This window comes from Okeania sp. SIO3B5, from assembly GCF_010692555.1.
GTDB lineage: Bacteria > Cyanobacteriota > Cyanobacteriia > Cyanobacteriales > Microcoleaceae > Okeania.
This window is the reverse complement of record NZ_JAAHHG010000157.1, coordinates 1-19,446: the sequence shown is the minus strand read 5'-3', so window position 1 is coordinate 19,446 and position 19,446 is coordinate 1. Positions and strand designations below refer to the sequence as shown.

Genomic DNA, 19,446 nt, shown 5'->3' with positions numbered 1-19,446 from the left:
GCGTCATAAATCATCATAATTACCTGATGTCCTAACTATAGTGGCGACTGCTATAAAATCCGGTTGAATAGTTGTCATTGCAACCGAAGGGAAGCAATCTGAGGGGTACGCGGAGATTGCTTCCTTCCACTCCGTTTCAGTCGCAATGACTTGGATATAGTAATTATCCGGATTTTATATTACAGCATATTTCGGGCAAATGATGTACAGAGTAAATTGTGAAAACATTGTAGTGCGGGCATCTTGCCGGCGATGGGTGTACCTCATAGAGTTGCAAAGTGCTGTAATTATGAAAAAGAATTTGATAAAGTTCAGGACTTACGCAAAGGCACTATATATAGAGTATTGGTGTGTTACGCTAGCGCTAACACACCCTACCAATAGCTAATATTTTTGGAGCGAAACTCAAATTCCCTACTTCCCCTCCTGGGAGGGGTTAGGGGTGGGTTGACTTCTGACTTCTGACTTCATCCCCGATCACCAGAAATATTTTCCTCAATTGCTTGATAACATTCAGAGACAGAAGCTCTTTGTGTCATGGCAGTCACTAACGCTTGATAAGCAGATTGATGATTTTCTATTAAACTACGCGCTTGCAAGGATGCCCGACTTTGTTTAAGTTTAGATTCTGTAGAGCGTTTTAATTGTGTCAAAATTACCGTAATTTTTGCCCGGTCTTCTGCTCCACCCTCAGCATTACCATAAGCTAAATCTTCTGCAGCAATACCCGCCATCCAGACCGTAAAATATTGGTCGATCGTCTGCTCAGAAACTATACCCTTCTTTAACTGAGCAGCCAACTTTTCGTCATTAAACCTAACCCCACCCTGAGCAGACTGACCTTGCCGAAATGCTTCCCATGCACTGAGAGCATAGCCACTAACAGGGATATCTAATAAATAAGCTACCAAAAAATGTCCAGCTTCGTGACGAATGATACGGTCGCGTCTTTCTGAGGATGTACCTTCCACTAAGTCTATAAGAATCATGCTTCCCTGACCTTGCCATCCCAATGTATCTATAGTAACTAATACCATCACAGAAAAAGTAACGATCGCGGGTATTGCTGGGGATATATTAAAAAGTGGTCCTAGTAAAGCAGACATTGTCAGTAAAAAAATACTAACCGCAATAATATTCAGGGAAGTTTGTCTCATATAGCAGGGAAAATATAATTGTTCAAGAATTTAGAATTTAGAATTTAGAATTTAGAATTATATCATGTCCGGTAGCATCGGAGCGTGTATAAAATTAAGGTGACAATGAAAGAAAACCTTCTACCTCCTGCCTCCTGCCTCCTGCCTTCGGACCACCAAAGTCTAATTATTCAACCGGACATGATATTATATCAAATCCGTTTAATTGGACATAAAAAAATTATTCAATCGTCATAACTATGCTCATCTTTGTAATTCTTTCTCCTCCTGACTCCTGACTCCTGACTCCTGACTCCTCCTAACTTAACCATTCTATGGCTGTTTAACCGGATTTGATATTACCTCTTCTTATAAATAAGAGGATTAGATCAAAGGATTTTTTTTCTTCTCTTGGTCTCCTCGCCATCCCTCGACCGCTTTTTTTATCCATGAATGGAGAGGCTTTATACCTGAATTTTTCGGTAAATATATTAGATTCTAATTGTTAATTTGTTGCTCTTCTTCAAGTGACCTCGCCTGCTCAAAAATTTCTGAACTATGACTATCGCCTACAAATCTCCAATGCCAGGGTTCATAACTAATACCTTGAGGATTATCTCTTGGAAACGATAACTCAAAACCATAGTTACCTGCATTTTCTTGCAGCCATTGGAAAGCTTTTGTATTTTCAAAACTAACTTTGAGATAGCTATCTGGCGATCTAGCATCACCAATATCGATGGCATAGCCTGTATGATGTTCGCTATAACCGGGAGGGGCACTAACTTCGGCTCGTTGATATGTTGCCTGTCCTCGCTGTGCCTTGAGGTCAAAAAACAAATACCTTTGATCTGCCAAATTTCTAAACCCGGAAATAGGAACCAAATTAATATTTGCAGCCCAAGCTGCATCTGTCATGGCATTAAATTTTTCTGCTGCATTTGAGCGGAGTCTGACATTTTGATTGCCAAAAACTGGTGTTAGCTCTTGCCAAGTTGCTTCTTGATACGGTAGATGCCCAAGAATATTTTCTTTTTGCTGAATAGAAGGAGTTGTAGATGGTGAGGGGGTTACTACTGTAGGAGTTGGAGATGGTTCAACTAATTTTATGCCTAAATTTTGTTTGATTTGGCTAACAAAAGCTTTGTCTTGAGTTTGATTAAGTTGGAAGTGCAAGGCAATACTAATTATCAGAGCGATCGCTCCTACACCTAATAATTTCCAAATCTGCCATTTTTTCTGAGGCTGAATAGATTGCTGTTTTGGAATTTCATATTCATCTCTTACAGCTTCAGGAATGTCATCTACTGGCAATTTCGGTTCATCTGGAGATTTTTTCTTAAATAGACCAAGCTTATTCAAAATTTTCACTCCTGCACTTTAACTGAAATCATACCTTACTCAAGGCAAAATTAAAATTTGTGCCTGTCATATAGAGTCCGGTTATACATTAATTACTATGTATGTGACTAGGAATGATATGGAATCAGGATAATTAGTTGATGAAAAACTTTGTACCTTCTCACCTTATTCTTTCCCTTCTGCCTTCTGCCTTCCTTCTGTAGATACGATAAGTATTTAACCGGATTCTATATCACTTGCTGATTTTTCAATCACCATCTTTCTTTTAATGGCCAGTTACTGATTCTGCACTTTTTACCTCACTTACTCCATTATTATTGTCGATCATTTTTCTCGGTCTACCTGGTTTGCGCTTGTGGCGTTGACTAATGGACTTGTCACTAGCTACTGCTAATTCTTCTGGAGTACATTTTAAAATATCCAGAATTTCTAGGTACTTTTGGGGAGTCATTGTTGGTTCTGTACGCCCCGTCTCCCAGTTACGAACACTGGTTTCGCTGATTCCTAGCCTATCTGCTACTTCTGCACGGGTAAGCCCCGCACGTTCTCTCAGGGCTTCCATATCCATATCTTTATGTTTCCTCCAGCAATCATCAACAATCTAAGTTTTTTTGAAAACCAATTTAGAGAATTAATCAAACTACCTTATTGTAAACTTGTTAAAATAGAATTGTCTAGGGTTTTTTAAAAAAAGACTTAATTAAGGCAGGAGGGCAGAAGGCAGAGGGCAGAGGGCAGAAGTCATCCCTGACTTAGTTTGAGCATTTGTAAATATCGTAATCTATTACTTGCATAGTGCTATGCACTTAATGACCTTAACGAAGTCAGAAGTCAGAAGTTAACCCACCCCTGCCCCTCCCCAACCCACCCCCGCCCCTCCCAGGAGGGGAGCCAGGAGGGGAAGTAGGGGATTTGAGCAAGGCTCCAAAAATATTACGCCTTAAAAGGCGGGGTTGCGCGACCCATATTATTTTGATAAAAAACAACCCATAATCCGGGAACGCGACTTATAGCATAAGTATAGAAAAAAGTCAATACTCTTTTGCTTGAATCAACGAATTTTACTGTATTTTTAAACATTCAGCTATCAGTTCAAGTGTAAGCATTCAACTATTAGCTGTCAGCTATCAGCAACAATACTCTATTCTTAAGGACAGTGTCTAAATTAAAATAGACTTTAAGGGCAAGGGAGTCAACTTTTGTAGTAAGACAATAGACATCTCCAGAAAAGAGGCAGTAGGCAGTAGGCAGTAGGCAGTAGGGAACCCACCCCTAACCCCTCCCAGGAGGGGAAGAATTGATAATTTATGTGTGAGAATTGATTTTATTTTTGATTTTTGGAAATGTCTAATTAATAAAGCTTTTATTCTAAACTAAAAGCAATAACTAATAGCTGATGGCTGACGGCTGTTTGCGCAGCATTCCGTAGGAAATGCTTACAAATTAGCTTTACTTTTCATCAGTTGAAAAATATTATAAAAACCATTAGCACGGGAAGGAGTCAAGCTTGCTTTTAAACCTGTATCTTGAATAAAATCTGGAGTTATTTGCTCAATTTCTTCAGGTGTTAATCCATTAATTCCCTCAATTAATAAAGCTACTAATCCCTTCACTAACTGAGCATCAGAATCTCCTTGATACCAAACCTTACCATCATTTAAGTTAGCAGTAATATATACCTGAGATTGACAACCATAAACCTTGTTTTCTGGTATTTTTTCAGCTTCTGGAAAATCAGGTAATTTTTTGGCATACCAAAGCAGTTGTTCATAGCGCAACTTATTAGAAGATGCCCGTTGGAATTTTTTAACAATACGTTCTAATGATGGTGGTAAAGCCATAGATAGCACTCAAACAAATAAAATTTATTTTATAGTCAATAAACTATAACATATTTTTTGTGTGAGGGAAAGAGAGAGATGATTGGTAAACATTCAGCTGTCAGCTATCAGCTATCAGCTATGAGTTATTAGCTTATTCTCAGCTCAAAAGAGGAATTAGTCTCCAAGGAGAATTAAAACTTATAAAAAAAAATATTCAGCTAACCTTAGTAATTTCTTGATTATTTCAAAAGCTGTTTGCGCAGCATGACCTAGGAAATTCTGATAGCTGAATGCTTACGATGATTGTAGAAAATCTTCAATTATAAATCACATTTTTTGACAAAAAATACGAGATTCAGGAATGAATAAATAAATGAACTTACTATGTTAGATGAAGTGCAGATTGTCAGGATTCAGCTATCAGCAACAAGACTCTCTAAGAGGATGTTTGAAAAGTTTTTTGATACTGAAATTTGCCCCCCTAGCCCCCCAATTCTGGGGGGAACAAGAGTCAATTTGCTCCTCAAAGTCCCCCAATTTTGGGGGATTTAGGGGTTAATTGTGCCCCCCTAGCCCCCCCAATTCTGGGGGGAACAAGAGTCAATTTGCTCCTCAAAGTCCCCCAATTTTGGGGGATTTAGGGGGCTTTACTTAATTGTGCCCCCCTAGCTCCCCAATTCTGGGGGGAACAAGAGTCAATTTGCTCCTCAAAGTCCCCCAAGATTGGGGGATTTAGGGGGCTTTTTAGTTGGAAACTTTTGGTAGGGGTCTCCCCCTACACCTCCTGAAAAATTATTTGACTGATGACTGAAATTTGCCCCCCTAGCTCCCCAATTCTGGGGGGAACAATAGTCAATTTGCTCCTCAAAGTCCCCCAAGATTGGGGGATTTAGGGGGCTTTTGAGTGACTAACTGATAACTGAAATGACCCATCTTTGTCTTATCTCAGCTACAATAGTTAAATAAACTTAACACTAATAGTTGTAATACAAACTTCTTATGTCTCTTCCTATTCGCAACGTAGCCATCATAGCCCACGTTGACCACGGCAAAACAACCCTAGTTGACTCACTCCTCAAGCAATCCGGTATCTTCCGCGAAGGGGAAGAGGTTCCGGATTGTGTAATGGACTCTAACGACTTGGAAAGGGAACGTGGGATTACAATTCTTTCCAAAAATACTGCTGTAAAATACAAGGATACTCTAATTAATATTGTCGATACTCCTGGTCACGCTGACTTTGGAGGAGAAGTAGAACGAGTCCTTGGTATGGTGGACGGCTGTTTGCTCATTGTTGATGCTAATGAAGGCCCAATGCCTCAAACTCGCTTCGTCCTTAAAAAAGCTCTGGAAAAAGGATTACGGCCCATAGTTATCGTCAACAAAATTGACCGTCCCAGAGCTGACCCCCACGCTGCAGTGAATAAAGTTCTAGACCTATTTATAGAACTGGGAGCTGATGATGACCAATGTGATTTTCCCTATTTGTTTGCCTCTGGTTTGGCAGGTTACGCCAAAAAAGAACTGGATGTAGAGTCAACAGATATGCAGTGTCTCTTCGATGCTATTTTAGACCACGTCCCACCACCAGTGGGAGACCCTGAAAAACCTCTACAGTTACAGGTAACAACTCTCGACTATTCAGAATATTTGGGCAGAATAGTTGTAGGTCGGATTCACAATGGTGTGATTAGGTCTGGGCAACAAGCAGCTATTGTCAAGGAAGATGGAACTGTTGTTAAATCAAAAATCTCTAAACTAATGGGGTTTGAAGGTCTGGCACGCATTGACATTGCAGAAGCTGCTGCTGGTAATCTTGTGGCAGTTGCTGGATTTAGTGATGCTAATATTGGTGAAACTATTACTTGTCCGAATGAACCTCAAGCACTACCTTTAATTAAAGTAGATGAACCTACTCTGCAAATGACTTTTTCTGTAAATGACTCTCCATTTGCTGGTAAGGAAGGAAAATTTGTAACTTCTCGGCAAGTACGCGATCGCTTGATGCGAGAGTTAGAAACTAATGTTGCATTGCGAGTAGAAGAAACTGACTCTCCAGAGAAATTTTCTGTTTCTGGTCGTGGGGAACTACACTTAGGTATTTTGATTGAAACCATGCGTCGAGAAGGTTATGAGTTTCAAGTTTCCCAACCTCAAGTTATTTATCGAGAAGTAAATGGTCAACCATGCGAACCATTTGAACTTTTAGTAATGGATGTTCCAGAAGATGCTGTTGGTGGTTGCATCGAAAGAATAGGTCAGCGCAAAGGTGAGATGCAGAATATGCAGGTTGGTACAAATGGTCGTACTCAGTTAGAATTTTCGGTTCCTGCTCGTGGTTTGATTGGTTTCCGGGGTGAGTTTATGCGTCTGACTCGTGGGGACGGTATTATGAACCATAGTTTCTTAGATTATCGTCCGTTTATTGGTGAAATTGAAGCGCGACGCAATGGGGTGATTATTGTATTTGAGGAAGGTGTGGCGACTTTTTATGCGTTGAAAAATGCTGAAGACCGTGGAGTGTTTTTTATTACTCCTGGTACGAAGGTTTATAAGGGTATGGTTGTAGGGGAGCATAACCGTCCTCAAGATTTGGATTTGAATGTGTGCAAAACTAAGCAGTTGACTAACCATCGTTCTGCTACTGGGGATGAATTGGTGCAGTTGCAAACGCCTGTGGATATGAGTTTGGAGCGAGCTTTGGAATATATCGGACCAGATGAGTTGGTGGAAATTACTCCTGAGTCGGTGCGGTTGCGGAAGGTGAGTAAAAAGTTGGTGAAGCGGTAAATATAGTTATCAGTTAACTGAAATTGGTTGATTGGAATAATAATTATTCTGAACAAAAGTGCGGATTTTGTTGATTATTTATTTGTCAATTTAATTCGCACTATTCAAAATTTTATTGTAAGCATTCAGCCGTCAGCTATCAGCCATCAGCCATTGCTTCTTTTTAGTTCTAGATAAAAGCTTTACTAATTAAATGAGAATTAAATTTTACTATAAAAGCTGCCTTTAAATCTATATATTAAAATCCTCTCATAAGAGCTGAGAGCTGACAGCTAATAGCTGAATGCTTACGTTTTATTAAAACCGAAATATGAATTATTTTGTACAAATAGCCAATAATTTCCGGATGGAAATATATCTAAAAATTCTTGCTTTTGTCTTTATTATGGTTTATTACGAACAGAAGTGATTTTACTTTCAGTATTTATAGTTTTATTAAAGCAATAGCTGATAGCTGACGGCTGAATGCTTACATTCGGAGACAAAATACTATGAAATTTGTTAGTCCTAAAATTGATTATGCTTTTAAAAAAATATTCGGTTCAGAAGAAAGTGAAGATATCTTAATTAGCTTTCTGAATGCGATTATTTATGAGGGTAAAAAAACGATTCAGTCTTTGACGATTGTTAATCCTTTTAATCCTGGTAAAGTTATCTCATTAAAAGATACCTATTTGGATGTTAAAGCTGTTTTATTCGATGATTCTCTGGTGATGATTGAAATGCAAGTAGCATGGATGGGAGCTTTTAATAAACGGGTAGCTTACAATTTAGCTAAAGCTTATGCTAATCAGTTAGACAAAGGAGAAAAGTACCCTCTACTAAATCCGGCTATAGCTGTGACAATTACGGATTTTATGTTATTTAAAAAGAGTGAGAAGGTAATTAATAAGTTTGTGTTTAAAGAAGAGGAGAAAAATTTTGAATGTTTGGATAAAGAATTGCGACTAATTTTTGTGGAATTGCCCAAATTTAAGAAAAGTTTGTCTGAGTTAGAAAGCTTGAGTGATAAGTGGATTTATTTTCTCAAAGAAGCTAGTAGTTTAGATGAGATACCGGAGAATTTAGGAGAAGTTTCGGAAATAGAAAAGGCTTTAAATATTGCCGAACAAATTAACATGACGCCGGAAGAGTTAGATATGTTAGACCGCCGAGGAATGATGCTCCAAGATGAAAGAGGACGGATAAGTTATGCAGAAAAAAAAGGGCAATTACGGTTAATAATGCGTCAACTTAAAAAGCGCTTTGGAGAAATTCCAGAGGCAATAAGTAGTCAAATTGAAGATTTATCTATTGAAGATTTAGATAACTTAGGAGAATATTTTTTAGACTTAAATAGCCTGGAAGATTTGTTGAGTTGGTTGCAGGAACATTAGTTTTTAAGTATTCAGCGGTTAGCATTCAGCTAAGACTTTTTCAGCAAACCCTATTTATCAATTCTTTCCCCCTACTCCCTACTCCCTTTTCTAGAAATGAAGACTTAATATAGCAATGAGCGCTGGTATATTTACAAATTGCAGGAAAGGCTAAATAGCTAAAAGTCTTATATTATCGGCAATTTATTCCCCTCCTGGGAGGGGGAGGGGCGAGGGGTGGGTTGCCTGTTGCCTGTTGCCTGTTGCCTGTTGCCTGCGCACAGCGCTATATCAATCTGATCACAGGAAATTTTTCAGTAATTTTTCTGAAGTGTTTAATAATTTAGTGATTAATTTTACTTAGGGTTTGCTGATTAAATATCAAATAATTGCCAGATAAAGGTTTTAGCCTTTTTAGGTATTGAAAAAGTACATAGTTTTCAGCTCTTCATGCTCAAAAGGTTAGCATTTTTAGTAAGAGTTGGGCAAAAAAATTCTCCCCTACTCCCCTACTCCCCCGCTCCCCTACTCCTTAAAAAAGACTTTTTCAGCAAACCCTACTTGGGCCAGTGACAAAATCCTAAAAGCCTTACCAATCAATACTTTTGACTTTTAACTTTTGACTTTTGACTTTTAAAAGGGGGTTGACAATTTGTATGTCTAGGGTTTATATTGAAAGTAGCGAAAGTAGTATAAAGAACCTCAAAAAATGAATAGCAGTAGCTTTTTTATCATTTCTAGTTTTTTAGGAGTGGTTAAAAGGTGGTTTTTCATCTTTGCATGGTACCCCACATACGCGCCTCCGAGAATCGCTGGAACCCTTATTCTCTCGTTGACCCGTGTATGTGCCTTGCCAGGAGCGGGTTTGAGGGTCGTCATTTTGCCAAAATTTGCCTTGTTGATTTTTTTATCAAAGGGGCGTGTATATTTGGGGGTCTGAAAGCCTTGCTATGTCGTGGTTCAAAAACGTAGCTCCCCCCCGCTTGGGTTAATGCGGATTAGTTGGAAACATTAATAATTTCCCCAAATTTTTTATCCCTTTCTACCTCCCCCCCGCTTGGGTTAATGCGGATTAGTTGGAAACACTCTGCTTCCCGCTGCTTAGCTTGATTAGCTATTGCCCCCCCGCTTGGGTTAATGCGGATTAGTTGGAAACATTAAGGAGGCTATACGAGTGGTGGATTTGGGGGAATTATCCCCCCCGCTTGGGTTAATGCGGATTAGTTGGAAACTTTAGTGATGGTAACACTGTAAAAGCCACTGCAGTCCCCCCCGCTTGGGTTAATGCGGATTAGTTGGAAACTATAAGCCCCATCGTCGTCCATCACTACCTTCACAGAATCCCCCCCGCTTGGGTTAATGCGGATTAGTTGGAAACTTTAGGCTGCTTTGTTAAAAACATGGATGTAGCCTTCCCCCCCGCTTGGGTTAATGCGGATTAGTTGGAAACCCTAGAACTATATCAAAACCTCCACTTTCGTTTTGGTTAATCCCCCCCGCTTGGGTTAATGCGGATTAGTTGGAAACTTTTACGGTATCCAGTATTGCCAGCTGCAATAGCGCCCCCCCGCTTGGGTTAATGCGGATTAGTTGGAAACAATTAAATTGTCGTTTCCATCGGTTCCGTTGATAATGTTCCCCCCCGCTTGGGTTAATGCGGATTAGTTGGAAACTTCTGTGGAAGCGGTATCCACAGATTGAATATTTCCCCCCCGCTTGGGTTAATGCGGATTAGTTGGAAACCTGCTGCTTTTCCACCCAAAATGCGTTTTAATGCCTCCCCCCCCGCTTGGGTTAATGCGGATTAGTTGGAAACTTGACGTTCTCAACGCCAATGAGCTTTTGAAGGAACCCACCCCCCCCGCTTGGGTTAATGCGGATTAGTTGGAAACACTGTACCGCCAGGAGTTGTAACGGAAGCAGTACCGCTCCCACAACTTGGGTTAATGCGGATTAGTTGGAAACCCAACAAAAACCTCCTCAACTTCAGAGGAGGCTTTTTTTTGCCCAGTTTGTCACACAAAACCTATGGCATCACGCAAATAATTTAGAACTTTTACAAATGCTCAAAGTTAACCAGGGATTACTTCTGATATCAAATCCGGTAGCATCGGTGTAATAAGATAGTGAATCAGAATTCAGCAATTCTGCAATCCAGAATTCAGAATTTAGAAGGGAAGAGAAGTCAGAATTCTTTCCGCTCTGGGTGAAGATGGAATATTTTTTTATACCGAATTAAACGGATTTGATATGACTTCAGAAGATTTAAGATTTAGAAGAGGCGATCGCTTAATTGCCACATTCGGAAATCTTGACTACGAGGATAATTCAAATCTATTTGAACATCTGCTACTGGTATTAACTATTCGCTCTTATTTGAACAAGATTGTTCATAATGAACTGTTTTTTCAACTGTTTGTATTTCATTAGGAGGTACAGTTCTTTCATCCATATAGTAAATAATCAAACCATCTAATTGTTTTTTACCTTGATGAGTAGAATTCCATTGACGACAAAGATAAGCTGCATAATGAGGATATAATTTTTTTCCTACTGCACGGTTAAGAGTAATCAAATAAACTCGCCATTGAATTGTTTCATAAAACTCTTGACGCTGTTTAATATTTGGTTTATCCCAAGTAATTGGTTGTTCTTCTGCTAAAACATTAACTGTACTTCCATCTTTTAATTTACCTTCAATAACGTGCCAACCATCATCTCTGGGTGGCGCGGGAGCAAAAATACTCCATGTTTGATCTAAACGAGTTATGTAACCAATAGGATGAATATATTGAAGAGTTCGTTTATTTAGTAGTTTATGAGTAGCTGTAATCCAATCATTTTTCTGTTCTTTACGCCAAGCATAGGTTTGTTTGACAAAACTTCTCAAATTCCACATGGTAGTAAGTAGAAGTAAAGTAATAGTAATAAGGTTGAAAATTAAGGAAGGGCAAACTTCAATTGGTCGAAATTTTAAAGGTGCAGTAAACTTGCCTGCAAATTTACGATTAGAAGCAATTGTTTCATAAATTTTAGTACCTAAAGATTTTATAGGTTGCCATTTTAAGATAGGTACAAGAAAACTAAATAAAGGAGATAAACTCACTACATAAATTATTCCTTCCCATTTGAAGTAACAATTTTTTTGCCAATCTTCTACTACCCAAGAATTTTGGGCTAACATATCTTCATAAATAGATGGATAATCTTGTGCCATTAATACAGGAGTTTTCGGCAAAATTAAGAAGGTACGCAATAAATAAACTACTTTTTTACAAAAACCACAATCAGCATCGTAATAAATGGTTAATCCTTGACGTTGTTGATTTTCTATTTTTTGTTCTGCTTTATCCCAAATTAAACTAGGTGTTAATGCTAACCAATTAAAGATACTTAGATAACTTAAAATGCCGATGTGAAAACATAGTTCAAAACCAATATGTAATAAGGTAAAAGAAACAATTGCTATACAACGTAATAAAGCATTCCGAAAAGGGATAAATATGATTAACGGTCCAATCCACTCAAAAATAAGTGCAGAAATAGTCAGTAATTTTAAAATTTCTTGAGGAAAACTCAATAAAAATTGACCAAATGCTGTGGAATATTGGTCAAAACTTAATGAGTAATAAACAGCGTCTCCATCAGGCCACCAAATGTCACTTTTGGTTTTAAAAGCTGCTGACCAAATATAGATATAACAAAGTTGAATTAAAAAAGCTAAAGTTGCTCCACTACATACTTTTTTAGGTAAAGAATTACTGGAAGAATTAAGGGCACTATCTATTGAATAACAAGCACCTAATGGTAAAAACATTGACCAAAAAAGCATTGCCCGCAACACATGATCTGCGGCAAAAATTAATGCTGGATTACGATTATTTAGAGAGATTATTAATGCCCAAGTAGCAATAGTTGCTAGTCTAGTACGATAACCGAATAACATAGCTAAAGCAAAGAATATAGCTACGGCAAATATTAATCCTTGTATGAAGGGATGACCACTAATTAAATTAATTGACCAATACCAAGGATTGAGCATATCAATTAGAACGGAGCGTGGTAAAATTCCACTATCAGTATAATGAGCATTTAAAGCTTGAGAACGAATTATTATATCCGTAAGAGTCATTAACGCTAAACCAATCCGAAATATGGCAAGGGAGCGTAAATCTAAACCGATAATTTCATCTAATTTTAAAAGAGAAAAAAAATTTGGTTTGCTCATAATTTACCTAATTATTAATTATGGGTTTGCTGAAAAAGTCTTTTAACCCACCCCTAACCCCTCCCAGGAGGGGAAGGTAGGAGACAACCCACCCCTAGCCCCTCCCAACCCACCCCTAGCCCCTCCCAGGAGGCTATCCCTTACCCATAACTCCTGAAACCCTTGTGCGGACGGGGAGACACGGAGAGGGGGAGACACGGAGAAAAAATCATAGTATCTAAGTTAAAATACTTAAAAATTCACAAATAAATGTGCTTTTTCATACATTTTTTTCCCAAAAAAGCTGAACTAAGACTTACCCATAATTTGTCAGTTTTGTCAAGTTTTATGTTAAGAAATATGTGGGTAAAGCATAGCCCAGGAGGGGAGGGGAAGATAGGAGAAATGGCTCGGGAGCGAGGAGGTAGAAGTAAGAATTGTAAGAATGATTTTTCTGCCCAATTTTTGCCTAAAATACGCTCCTTTTTGAGCATGAATAGCTGATAAATTTGCACTTTTTTCGATTCCAAAAAGGCACTTATTTTTATTTTTCAATGCTTTTATATTTAACCAGCAGAGCAATAATTATGGGTTATTAAGCGATTAATTATCAAGAAGTTTTGTACAAGACAGATTAGCAAAACTACCTATTTTGGCGTTGGTGAATTACTGTATGATATTAATCTTAATTATTTAGGAGTCAACCCACCCCTCGCCCCTCCCCCTCCCAGGAGGGGAAGTCAGGAGTCAGGAGAGAAGAAAGAAGAAGAAAGAGTAGTAAAAGGAGAAAGTTTTTTGTTCCCGCTCTTATTGGAAGGAGGGTTTTAACCAGAGGTAATTATCAATTAATTAATCTGTACCTCATTTCCCCGAAATATACTGTAACTTCTAACTTTTTATTTTTGACTTTTGACTTTTGACTTTTGACTTCGTTAAGCTTCTTTTTGCCGCCAAAGTTGCCAAACTGTTGTTACATAATCACGTCCTTTATCTAAATAATCTAACAAATTAACCCCTGTTTTACTTTCTCCTGTAGTGCGAGGTACACACACATAAGGTACTTCTACTAAATGATAACCTAAACGGAAAGCGCGACATAATAAATCAATACAATATTCTCCATAATCACCCTTTAAAGGAATTTTCTTTAATACTTCACTTCGTGCTGCAATAAAACCACTGGTATAATCATGTACTTGATTACCCAGAAATAACATTGCATAATTATTAATAATCCAGCTTAAGATACGAGCCATCATACCATGAGCAATATCTTTTCCACCTTTTACCCAACGAGAACCTACTGCCACATCTGCATCCCCTTCTCTAATTAGTTTGACTAACTTAGGTACATCTTCTGGTGGCATAGATAAATCACAATCCATCCAGGTAATAATCTTAGCATCATAAGTAGCGATCGCTTCATTTATTCCTCTTTGAATTGCGGAAGTTAAACCTTTTTCATTCATACGTTTAATTAATGCTACACCCGATTTAAAATTGTCGTCTTGAGGAGAAAGGGAGTAATTATGGGCAATTTCTTCTACTATTTTCCAAGTACCATCTGGAGAATTATCATCTACGACTAAAATTAGATAAGGATGAGGTACGCTGGCGATTAAACCTTCAATTAAAGGACGAATATTATCTTTTTCATTGAAAGTAGGTAAAACAGTACAAACTAATTGATTAGACATAATTTTTTCTTGATTTTTTTACTATGTTTGAAAAACTTAATTGCTTTGATTTGTTGCGCATTTAAATTGCGAATGGGGAGGCTCTACTTATGGTGAGGGCGAATGGCATTCGCCCCTACAGATTTCTTTCCCTATTTCTCCTGTTTTCTGTTCCCTTTAAACTTCATATTTACTATTTCCAAAAAAATGTATATAGAGTTTCTCAAATTTTATCTAATTACCGAATGATTAAGGTTTCAAGCCTCTCCTTTAAAGGAGAAACAATGAATTAATTTTCCTTTTATTCAATCCTCTTCCTTTTAGGGAGAGGTAATTATCAATTATCAATTATCCATTATCCATTATCCATTATCCATTAATGAAGGGGAGGCTCTACTTATGGTGAGGGCGAATGCCATTCGCCCCTACAGATTTATTGCCTTATTTTCCCTGTTTTCTGTTCCCTTTAAATTTCATATTTACTATTTCCAAAAAAATGTATATAGAGTTTCTCAAATTTTATCTAACTATCGAATAATTAAGGTTTCAAGCCTCTCCTTTAAAGGAGAAACAATGAATTAATTTTCCTTTTATTCAATCCTCTTCCTTTTAGGGAGAGGTAATTATCAATTATCAATTATCAATTATCCATTATCAATTATCCATTAATGAAGGGGAGGCTCTACATATAGTGAGGGCGAATGGCATTCGCCCCTACAGATTTATTGCCTTATTTCCCCTGTTTTTTTGTTCCCTTTAAACTTCATATTTACTATTTCCAAAAAAATGTATATAGAGTTTCTCAAATTTTATCTAATTATCGAATAATTAAGGTTTCAAGCCTCTCCTTTAAAGGAGAAACAATGAATTAATTTTCCTTTTATTCAATCCTCTTCCTTTTAAAGAGAGGTAATTATCAATTATCAATTATCAATTATCAATTATCAATTATCCATTATCAATTATCCATTATCCATTATCAATTATCCATTATCAATTATCCATTATCCATTATCCATTATCCATTATTGAATACTCCCTAAAACAAATGAATTTTGTACCTCATCAATATGAGAATTGCTATGTTCACTTACTTCAACAATTTCTCCTTGATAAATAGGATATTTGCCATAAGTACCTAAATTATTTAATTTAACCTGAAATAATTGATTATTTTGACTAAATTTAAGTTTTTCAGTGGCTTCTGTTAATGGATTACAGACACGATGGGGATAACAAATGTAAATGAATTTATCTAAGCTTTTCTGTAACAATGCTTGAGCTAAATTTAATAAATCCTTGCTTTCTTCAGCACGAAATAATACAGTTTTTTGAGGCAAAGAAAATTCTAACGCTTGGGCTGCGTGTTGATGAGAAACAGCAACTATAGGGTCAGTATTTTTAGCTAAAAATTGAATTGTTGGCTCAATATCTTTACTGTTTTTATTTATGTAGATTGTTCCTAAATATAGATTTTTATATATACCTAAAACCACAAAAGTTACAACAGTAAATAAAGCAACATAATAGAATATAGTTGATGATAAATTTTGAAAGTATTGTAATTGTTCAATCACCATCAAAGAAATAAGGGGGAGAAGGATTAATAAATATCTTGGTCCCCATTGTTTTCCTCCAACTGTAAATTCATCAGGTGCTATATCAACTAAAAGAGATACTCCTACTACAAAAAATAAACATATCAAATAAATAATTGTTATCTGATTATTCACTTCTACACTTGTTTTACCCATGAAATAAAACCATAAAATTGTTGCTATCAAAGGAATAAACCATTGTTTGATTTTATTTTTTAGTTCTCTTACACCTCCTTTGATGAATTGAAATCCTGTGATTATTATGCCTATTAATACAAGGATAGCAATCATTAAATTAACATTCAATAAATCTGGAGAATTTTCTATGCAAAATAACAGAATGTAAAAGATAGGAAAAATGCTTAGAGGGAAATATTCTATTAAAGACTTAGTTAAAAATTGAATAATTATTTTAAATTCTTCGATTCTTCTTGATAGGGAAAATTCTTCCAGCACTAACAGAGAATGAAGACCTAAAAAATATCCATAAATAATTTTGTTAGTTACTAAAAAAGCACCGACGACCAAAAACATACTGATTAAGTAAAAAATTGGGAGTTGCAAATTTAGATATAGATTACTCCAGTTAAAATTGTTGGGATTTGCTAAAAATGCTAGTAAATTATTTTGATAAAAAGCTTGTAAAATAACTACTATTGTTAAAGTGCCAACCATAGCGAAAAACTCAGACCTAACCCAAACTGATAATCCAACTAAACATCCAGTGATAATGACATTAAATATAGACATTTGAGGGATAAAGAAAAAACTCATTCCCGCAAAACAAAGTGCAATAGCTAATGTATGTTCCCAATACATCGCACTATATAAAGTTAGATTTGAAGCAAAAATTAGGGCAATTAACCCCAGGCTTATATTGATAATGTTAAAGTTCAAAGATTGACAAATTAAATTAAAAGTTATCCAAACAGCCCAGGTAGAAACTAAAGGAATTAAATATAAACCTCTATAACCAAAAAGTTTATACAAAGGTGCAGTAATTAAAGAAAAAGTAAAGGGGAAAGAAATATAGTAGCGATTATTTAAACAAAAAACAAACGGTTTTTCATAGGGATAAAGCCCTTGATTCCAAAGTTCTTTCACCCATTTTTCTTCAGATGGAATTAAGTCAAAACGTAACTTTCCACTACTTAATTGTTTTGCTAATAAAGCTTTAAGTCCAGAATCACCATTAAAAAATGCACCATAAGCGACTTGAGAAAATAAATACAAGGAATAAATAATTCCTGCTAATATTATTAGCCAAGATAATTGTTCTTTGATAATTATCATAAATTTGTCATCCATTTATAAAGGAAGAAGGAAGAAGGAAGAAGGAAGAAGGAAGAAGGAAGAAGGGAGAAGGGAAAAGGTAGAAGGTAGAAGGTAGAAGGTAGAAGGTAGAAGGGAGAAGAGAGAAGGGAGAAGGGAGAAGAGAGAAGGGAGAAGGTAGAAAAAAAAGGAAGTAAAGAATAAGGAATAAGGGAGAAGGAAGAAGAACAAAAGGGAGAGGAAATTATATAAAGAGGTAGCTTCTACCATTGGAGAGAGCTAATTTTAAGTAAGCATTCATCTATTAGTAGTCAGATCGCCTCCTACAGAGGAACTGGGTTATCAGCAATTAAAATCAACATAAATAGACATCTCCAGAAAAGAGGGAACAGGGAACAGGGAACCCACCCCTCGCCCCTCCCAGGAGGGGGATAATTGATAATTTATGGGTAATAATTTGATTTTATTTTTGATTTTTGGAGATGTCTAATAGCTAAAGTTAGCTAATGATAAATCTTTTTCCTAGTGCAGGATGGTGGAAATAACTGGTTACAAAATCCTAAAACAATTACAAATCAAAAATGATTGACTTTTAACTTTTGACTTTTAATTTCCGCGTAGCGACACCAGGCTTTTAATTTTCGCTAAATCTTAATTTTAATTCCTCGTATAAATACAATAAATGATGAAAGTTTATGGTTGATAACTAGCGACTGAATGGTTAAAATTTCAGCATAAATATCCACCTTTCCATTTTGTAGAATTCTTGATTTTAAATTGGTATAAAATCTAAAACCTAAAACCTAAAACCTACCACCTAAAACCTACCACCTAAAACCTCTTAATATAATTAAGCAAAAATTGTTTTTAATGATTTTACAACTGTTTGTATTTGTTGGTTATTTAAAGCTAAACCACTAGGAAGATAAAATCCACGTCTTGCTATATTTTCAGCTACAGGGCAAGATTCTTGCTTAAATAATCCCATTTTTTGGAATACTGGTTGTTCGTGCATACACCAGAAAAAAGGACGAGTACCTATTTTTTGTTCGCGCAACTTTTTCATTGCTTCTTTAGCATCAAAAGGAACAGAATCTTTGAGTACAACCCCATAAACCCAATAAATATTATCAGCATATTCTGTTTTTGTTAGAGGTAATTCTAATTCAGAAACATCTGCTAAAAGTTCAGTATAAAGTTTACCCATATTTCGCTTACGCTGGATAAATTCATCTAACCTTTCTAATTGCGCCAAACCTAATGCTGCTTGTAGATTAGTCATGCGTAAATTCCAACCTAATTCTTCATGGATAAAACGTTGTTGTGGTTGAAAACAAAGATTTCTCAAAGAGCGACATTTTTCAGCTAGTATTTCATCATCGGTAACAATCATTCCCCCTTCACCCGTGGTAACGTGTTTATTAGGATAAAAACTAAAGGTACTCAATTCTCCAAAACTACCACAAGGTTTACCAAAGTAAGTTTGTCCGTGCATTTCAGCCGCATCTTCAATGATTTTTAAACCATATTTTGCGGCTATTTCTAATACTGGATTCATATCTACTGGTAATCCATAAATATGAACCACCATAATAGCTTTAGTTTGCGGAGTAATTTTAGCTTCCAATTGCTTAATATCAATATTCCAATTACTCGAATCACAATCTACTACAACAGGAATTGCACCTGCTCTCACAATTGCTGCCGCACAAGAAATAATAGTAAAAGTAGGTAGAATAACCTCATCTCCTTCACCAATACCTAAAGCACTAATTGCTGCATCAATTGCCATTGAACCATTACAAACAGCAATACCATATTTTCTACCTACACGATTAGCAAAAGCTTGTTCAAATTGTTTAACAAAAGAGCCTTCAGAAGAAATCCAACCAGTATCAATACATTCATTCAAATATTGTTTTTCTTTTCCGTTTAGTAAAGGCTCATTCACAGGAATAAACTCTGTCATTTTTCTTTACCATGACAATTTTAATTCATACGAAATCCGCTTTAATATAACTATATTAAAAATATTCAAAACATTTCTATAAAGCGGATTTAATAATTTAAGCAATCAGTCTATAATTACCGAAAAATTAAGGTATAAAGCCTCTCCATTCATGGATAAAAAAGCGGTCGAGGGATGGCGAGGTCTCCTCGCCATATCCAATCGACTAAGATAAGAAAAAATTTATTTTTTTCCCCTTTAAAGGGGAAAAAAATAAAT

At 36.4% G+C, this 19,446-nt stretch carries 10 protein-coding genes and 1 CRISPR repeat array; of the genes, 2 read left to right on the top strand and 8 right to left on the bottom strand.

The features are described 5' to 3' along the window. Window positions 1-467: 467 nt before the first annotated feature. The 4 genes from F6K54_RS20655 to F6K54_RS20640 all read right to left on the bottom strand — a co-directional run bounded on the left by F6K54_RS20655 (window position 468) and on the right by F6K54_RS20640 (window position 4,339). Window positions 468-1,157: an ATP-dependent Zn protease gene (locus F6K54_RS20655; RefSeq protein WP_293081261.1), complete on the bottom strand. Its 690-nt coding sequence runs from the start codon at window positions 1,155-1,157 to the stop codon at window positions 468-470. A gap of 477 nt (window positions 1,158-1,634) precedes the next feature. Next, complete coding sequence (locus F6K54_RS20650; RefSeq protein WP_293081259.1) at window positions 1,635-2,507, bottom strand: D-alanyl-D-alanine carboxypeptidase family protein; 873 nt, start codon at window positions 2,505-2,507, stop codon at window positions 1,635-1,637. Window positions 2,508-2,763: 256 nt separating this feature from the next. Continuing rightward, window positions 2,764-3,066 carry a DNA-binding transcriptional regulator gene (locus tag F6K54_RS20645; protein WP_293081256.1) on the bottom strand — a complete coding sequence of 101 codons (303 nt, stop codon included), beginning with the start codon at window positions 3,064-3,066 and terminating at the stop codon, window positions 2,764-2,766. Window positions 3,067-3,934: 868 nt separating this feature from the next. Beyond that, window positions 3,935-4,339: a SufE family protein gene (locus tag F6K54_RS20640; RefSeq protein ID WP_293081253.1), complete on the bottom strand. Its 405-nt coding sequence runs from the start codon at window positions 4,337-4,339 to the stop codon at window positions 3,935-3,937. A gap of 981 nt (window positions 4,340-5,320) precedes the next feature. Here F6K54_RS20640 and typA point away from each other — a divergent pair. Both typA and F6K54_RS20630 read left to right on the top strand, forming a co-directional pair. Further along, complete coding sequence (gene typA, locus F6K54_RS20635) at window positions 5,321-7,111, top strand: translational GTPase TypA (RefSeq protein ID WP_293081250.1); 1,791 nt, start codon at window positions 5,321-5,323, stop codon at window positions 7,109-7,111. 491 nt (window positions 7,112-7,602) lie between these two features. Next, window positions 7,603-8,487 carry an Rpn family recombination-promoting nuclease/putative transposase gene (locus F6K54_RS20630; protein WP_293081248.1) on the top strand — a complete coding sequence of 295 codons (885 nt, stop codon included), beginning with the start codon at window positions 7,603-7,605 and terminating at the stop codon, window positions 8,485-8,487. 953 nt (window positions 8,488-9,440) lie between these two features. After that, window positions 9,441-10,431: a CRISPR direct-repeat array (repeat unit 36 nt; unit sequence CCCCCCCGCTTGGGTTAATGCGGATTAGTTGGAAAC). A gap of 397 nt (window positions 10,432-10,828) precedes the next feature. Here F6K54_RS20630 and F6K54_RS20625 read toward each other — a convergent pair. From F6K54_RS20625 to F6K54_RS20610, 4 genes are all read right to left on the bottom strand, one after another. Further along, window positions 10,829-12,694: a hypothetical protein gene (locus tag F6K54_RS20625; protein WP_293081245.1), complete on the bottom strand. Its 1,866-nt coding sequence runs from the start codon at window positions 12,692-12,694 to the stop codon at window positions 10,829-10,831. Window positions 12,695-13,605: 911 nt separating this feature from the next. Then, window positions 13,606-14,370: a polyprenol monophosphomannose synthase gene (locus F6K54_RS20620; RefSeq protein WP_293081242.1), complete on the bottom strand. Its 765-nt coding sequence runs from the start codon at window positions 14,368-14,370 to the stop codon at window positions 13,606-13,608. A 1,004-nt stretch (window positions 14,371-15,374) separates the two neighbouring features. After that, the gene (locus F6K54_RS20615; RefSeq protein ID WP_293081240.1) at window positions 15,375-17,240 is read right to left on the bottom strand and encodes an LA_3751/LA_3752 family putative glycosyltransferase; all 1,866 of its coding nucleotides are present in this window, start codon (window positions 17,238-17,240) and stop codon (window positions 15,375-15,377) included. Window positions 17,241-18,069: 829 nt separating this feature from the next. Next, window positions 18,070-19,188, bottom strand: a complete 1,119-nt coding sequence (locus F6K54_RS20610; RefSeq protein ID WP_293081237.1) for a DegT/DnrJ/EryC1/StrS aminotransferase family protein — start codon at window positions 19,186-19,188, stop codon at window positions 18,070-18,072. Window positions 19,189-19,446: the final 258 nt, after the last annotated feature.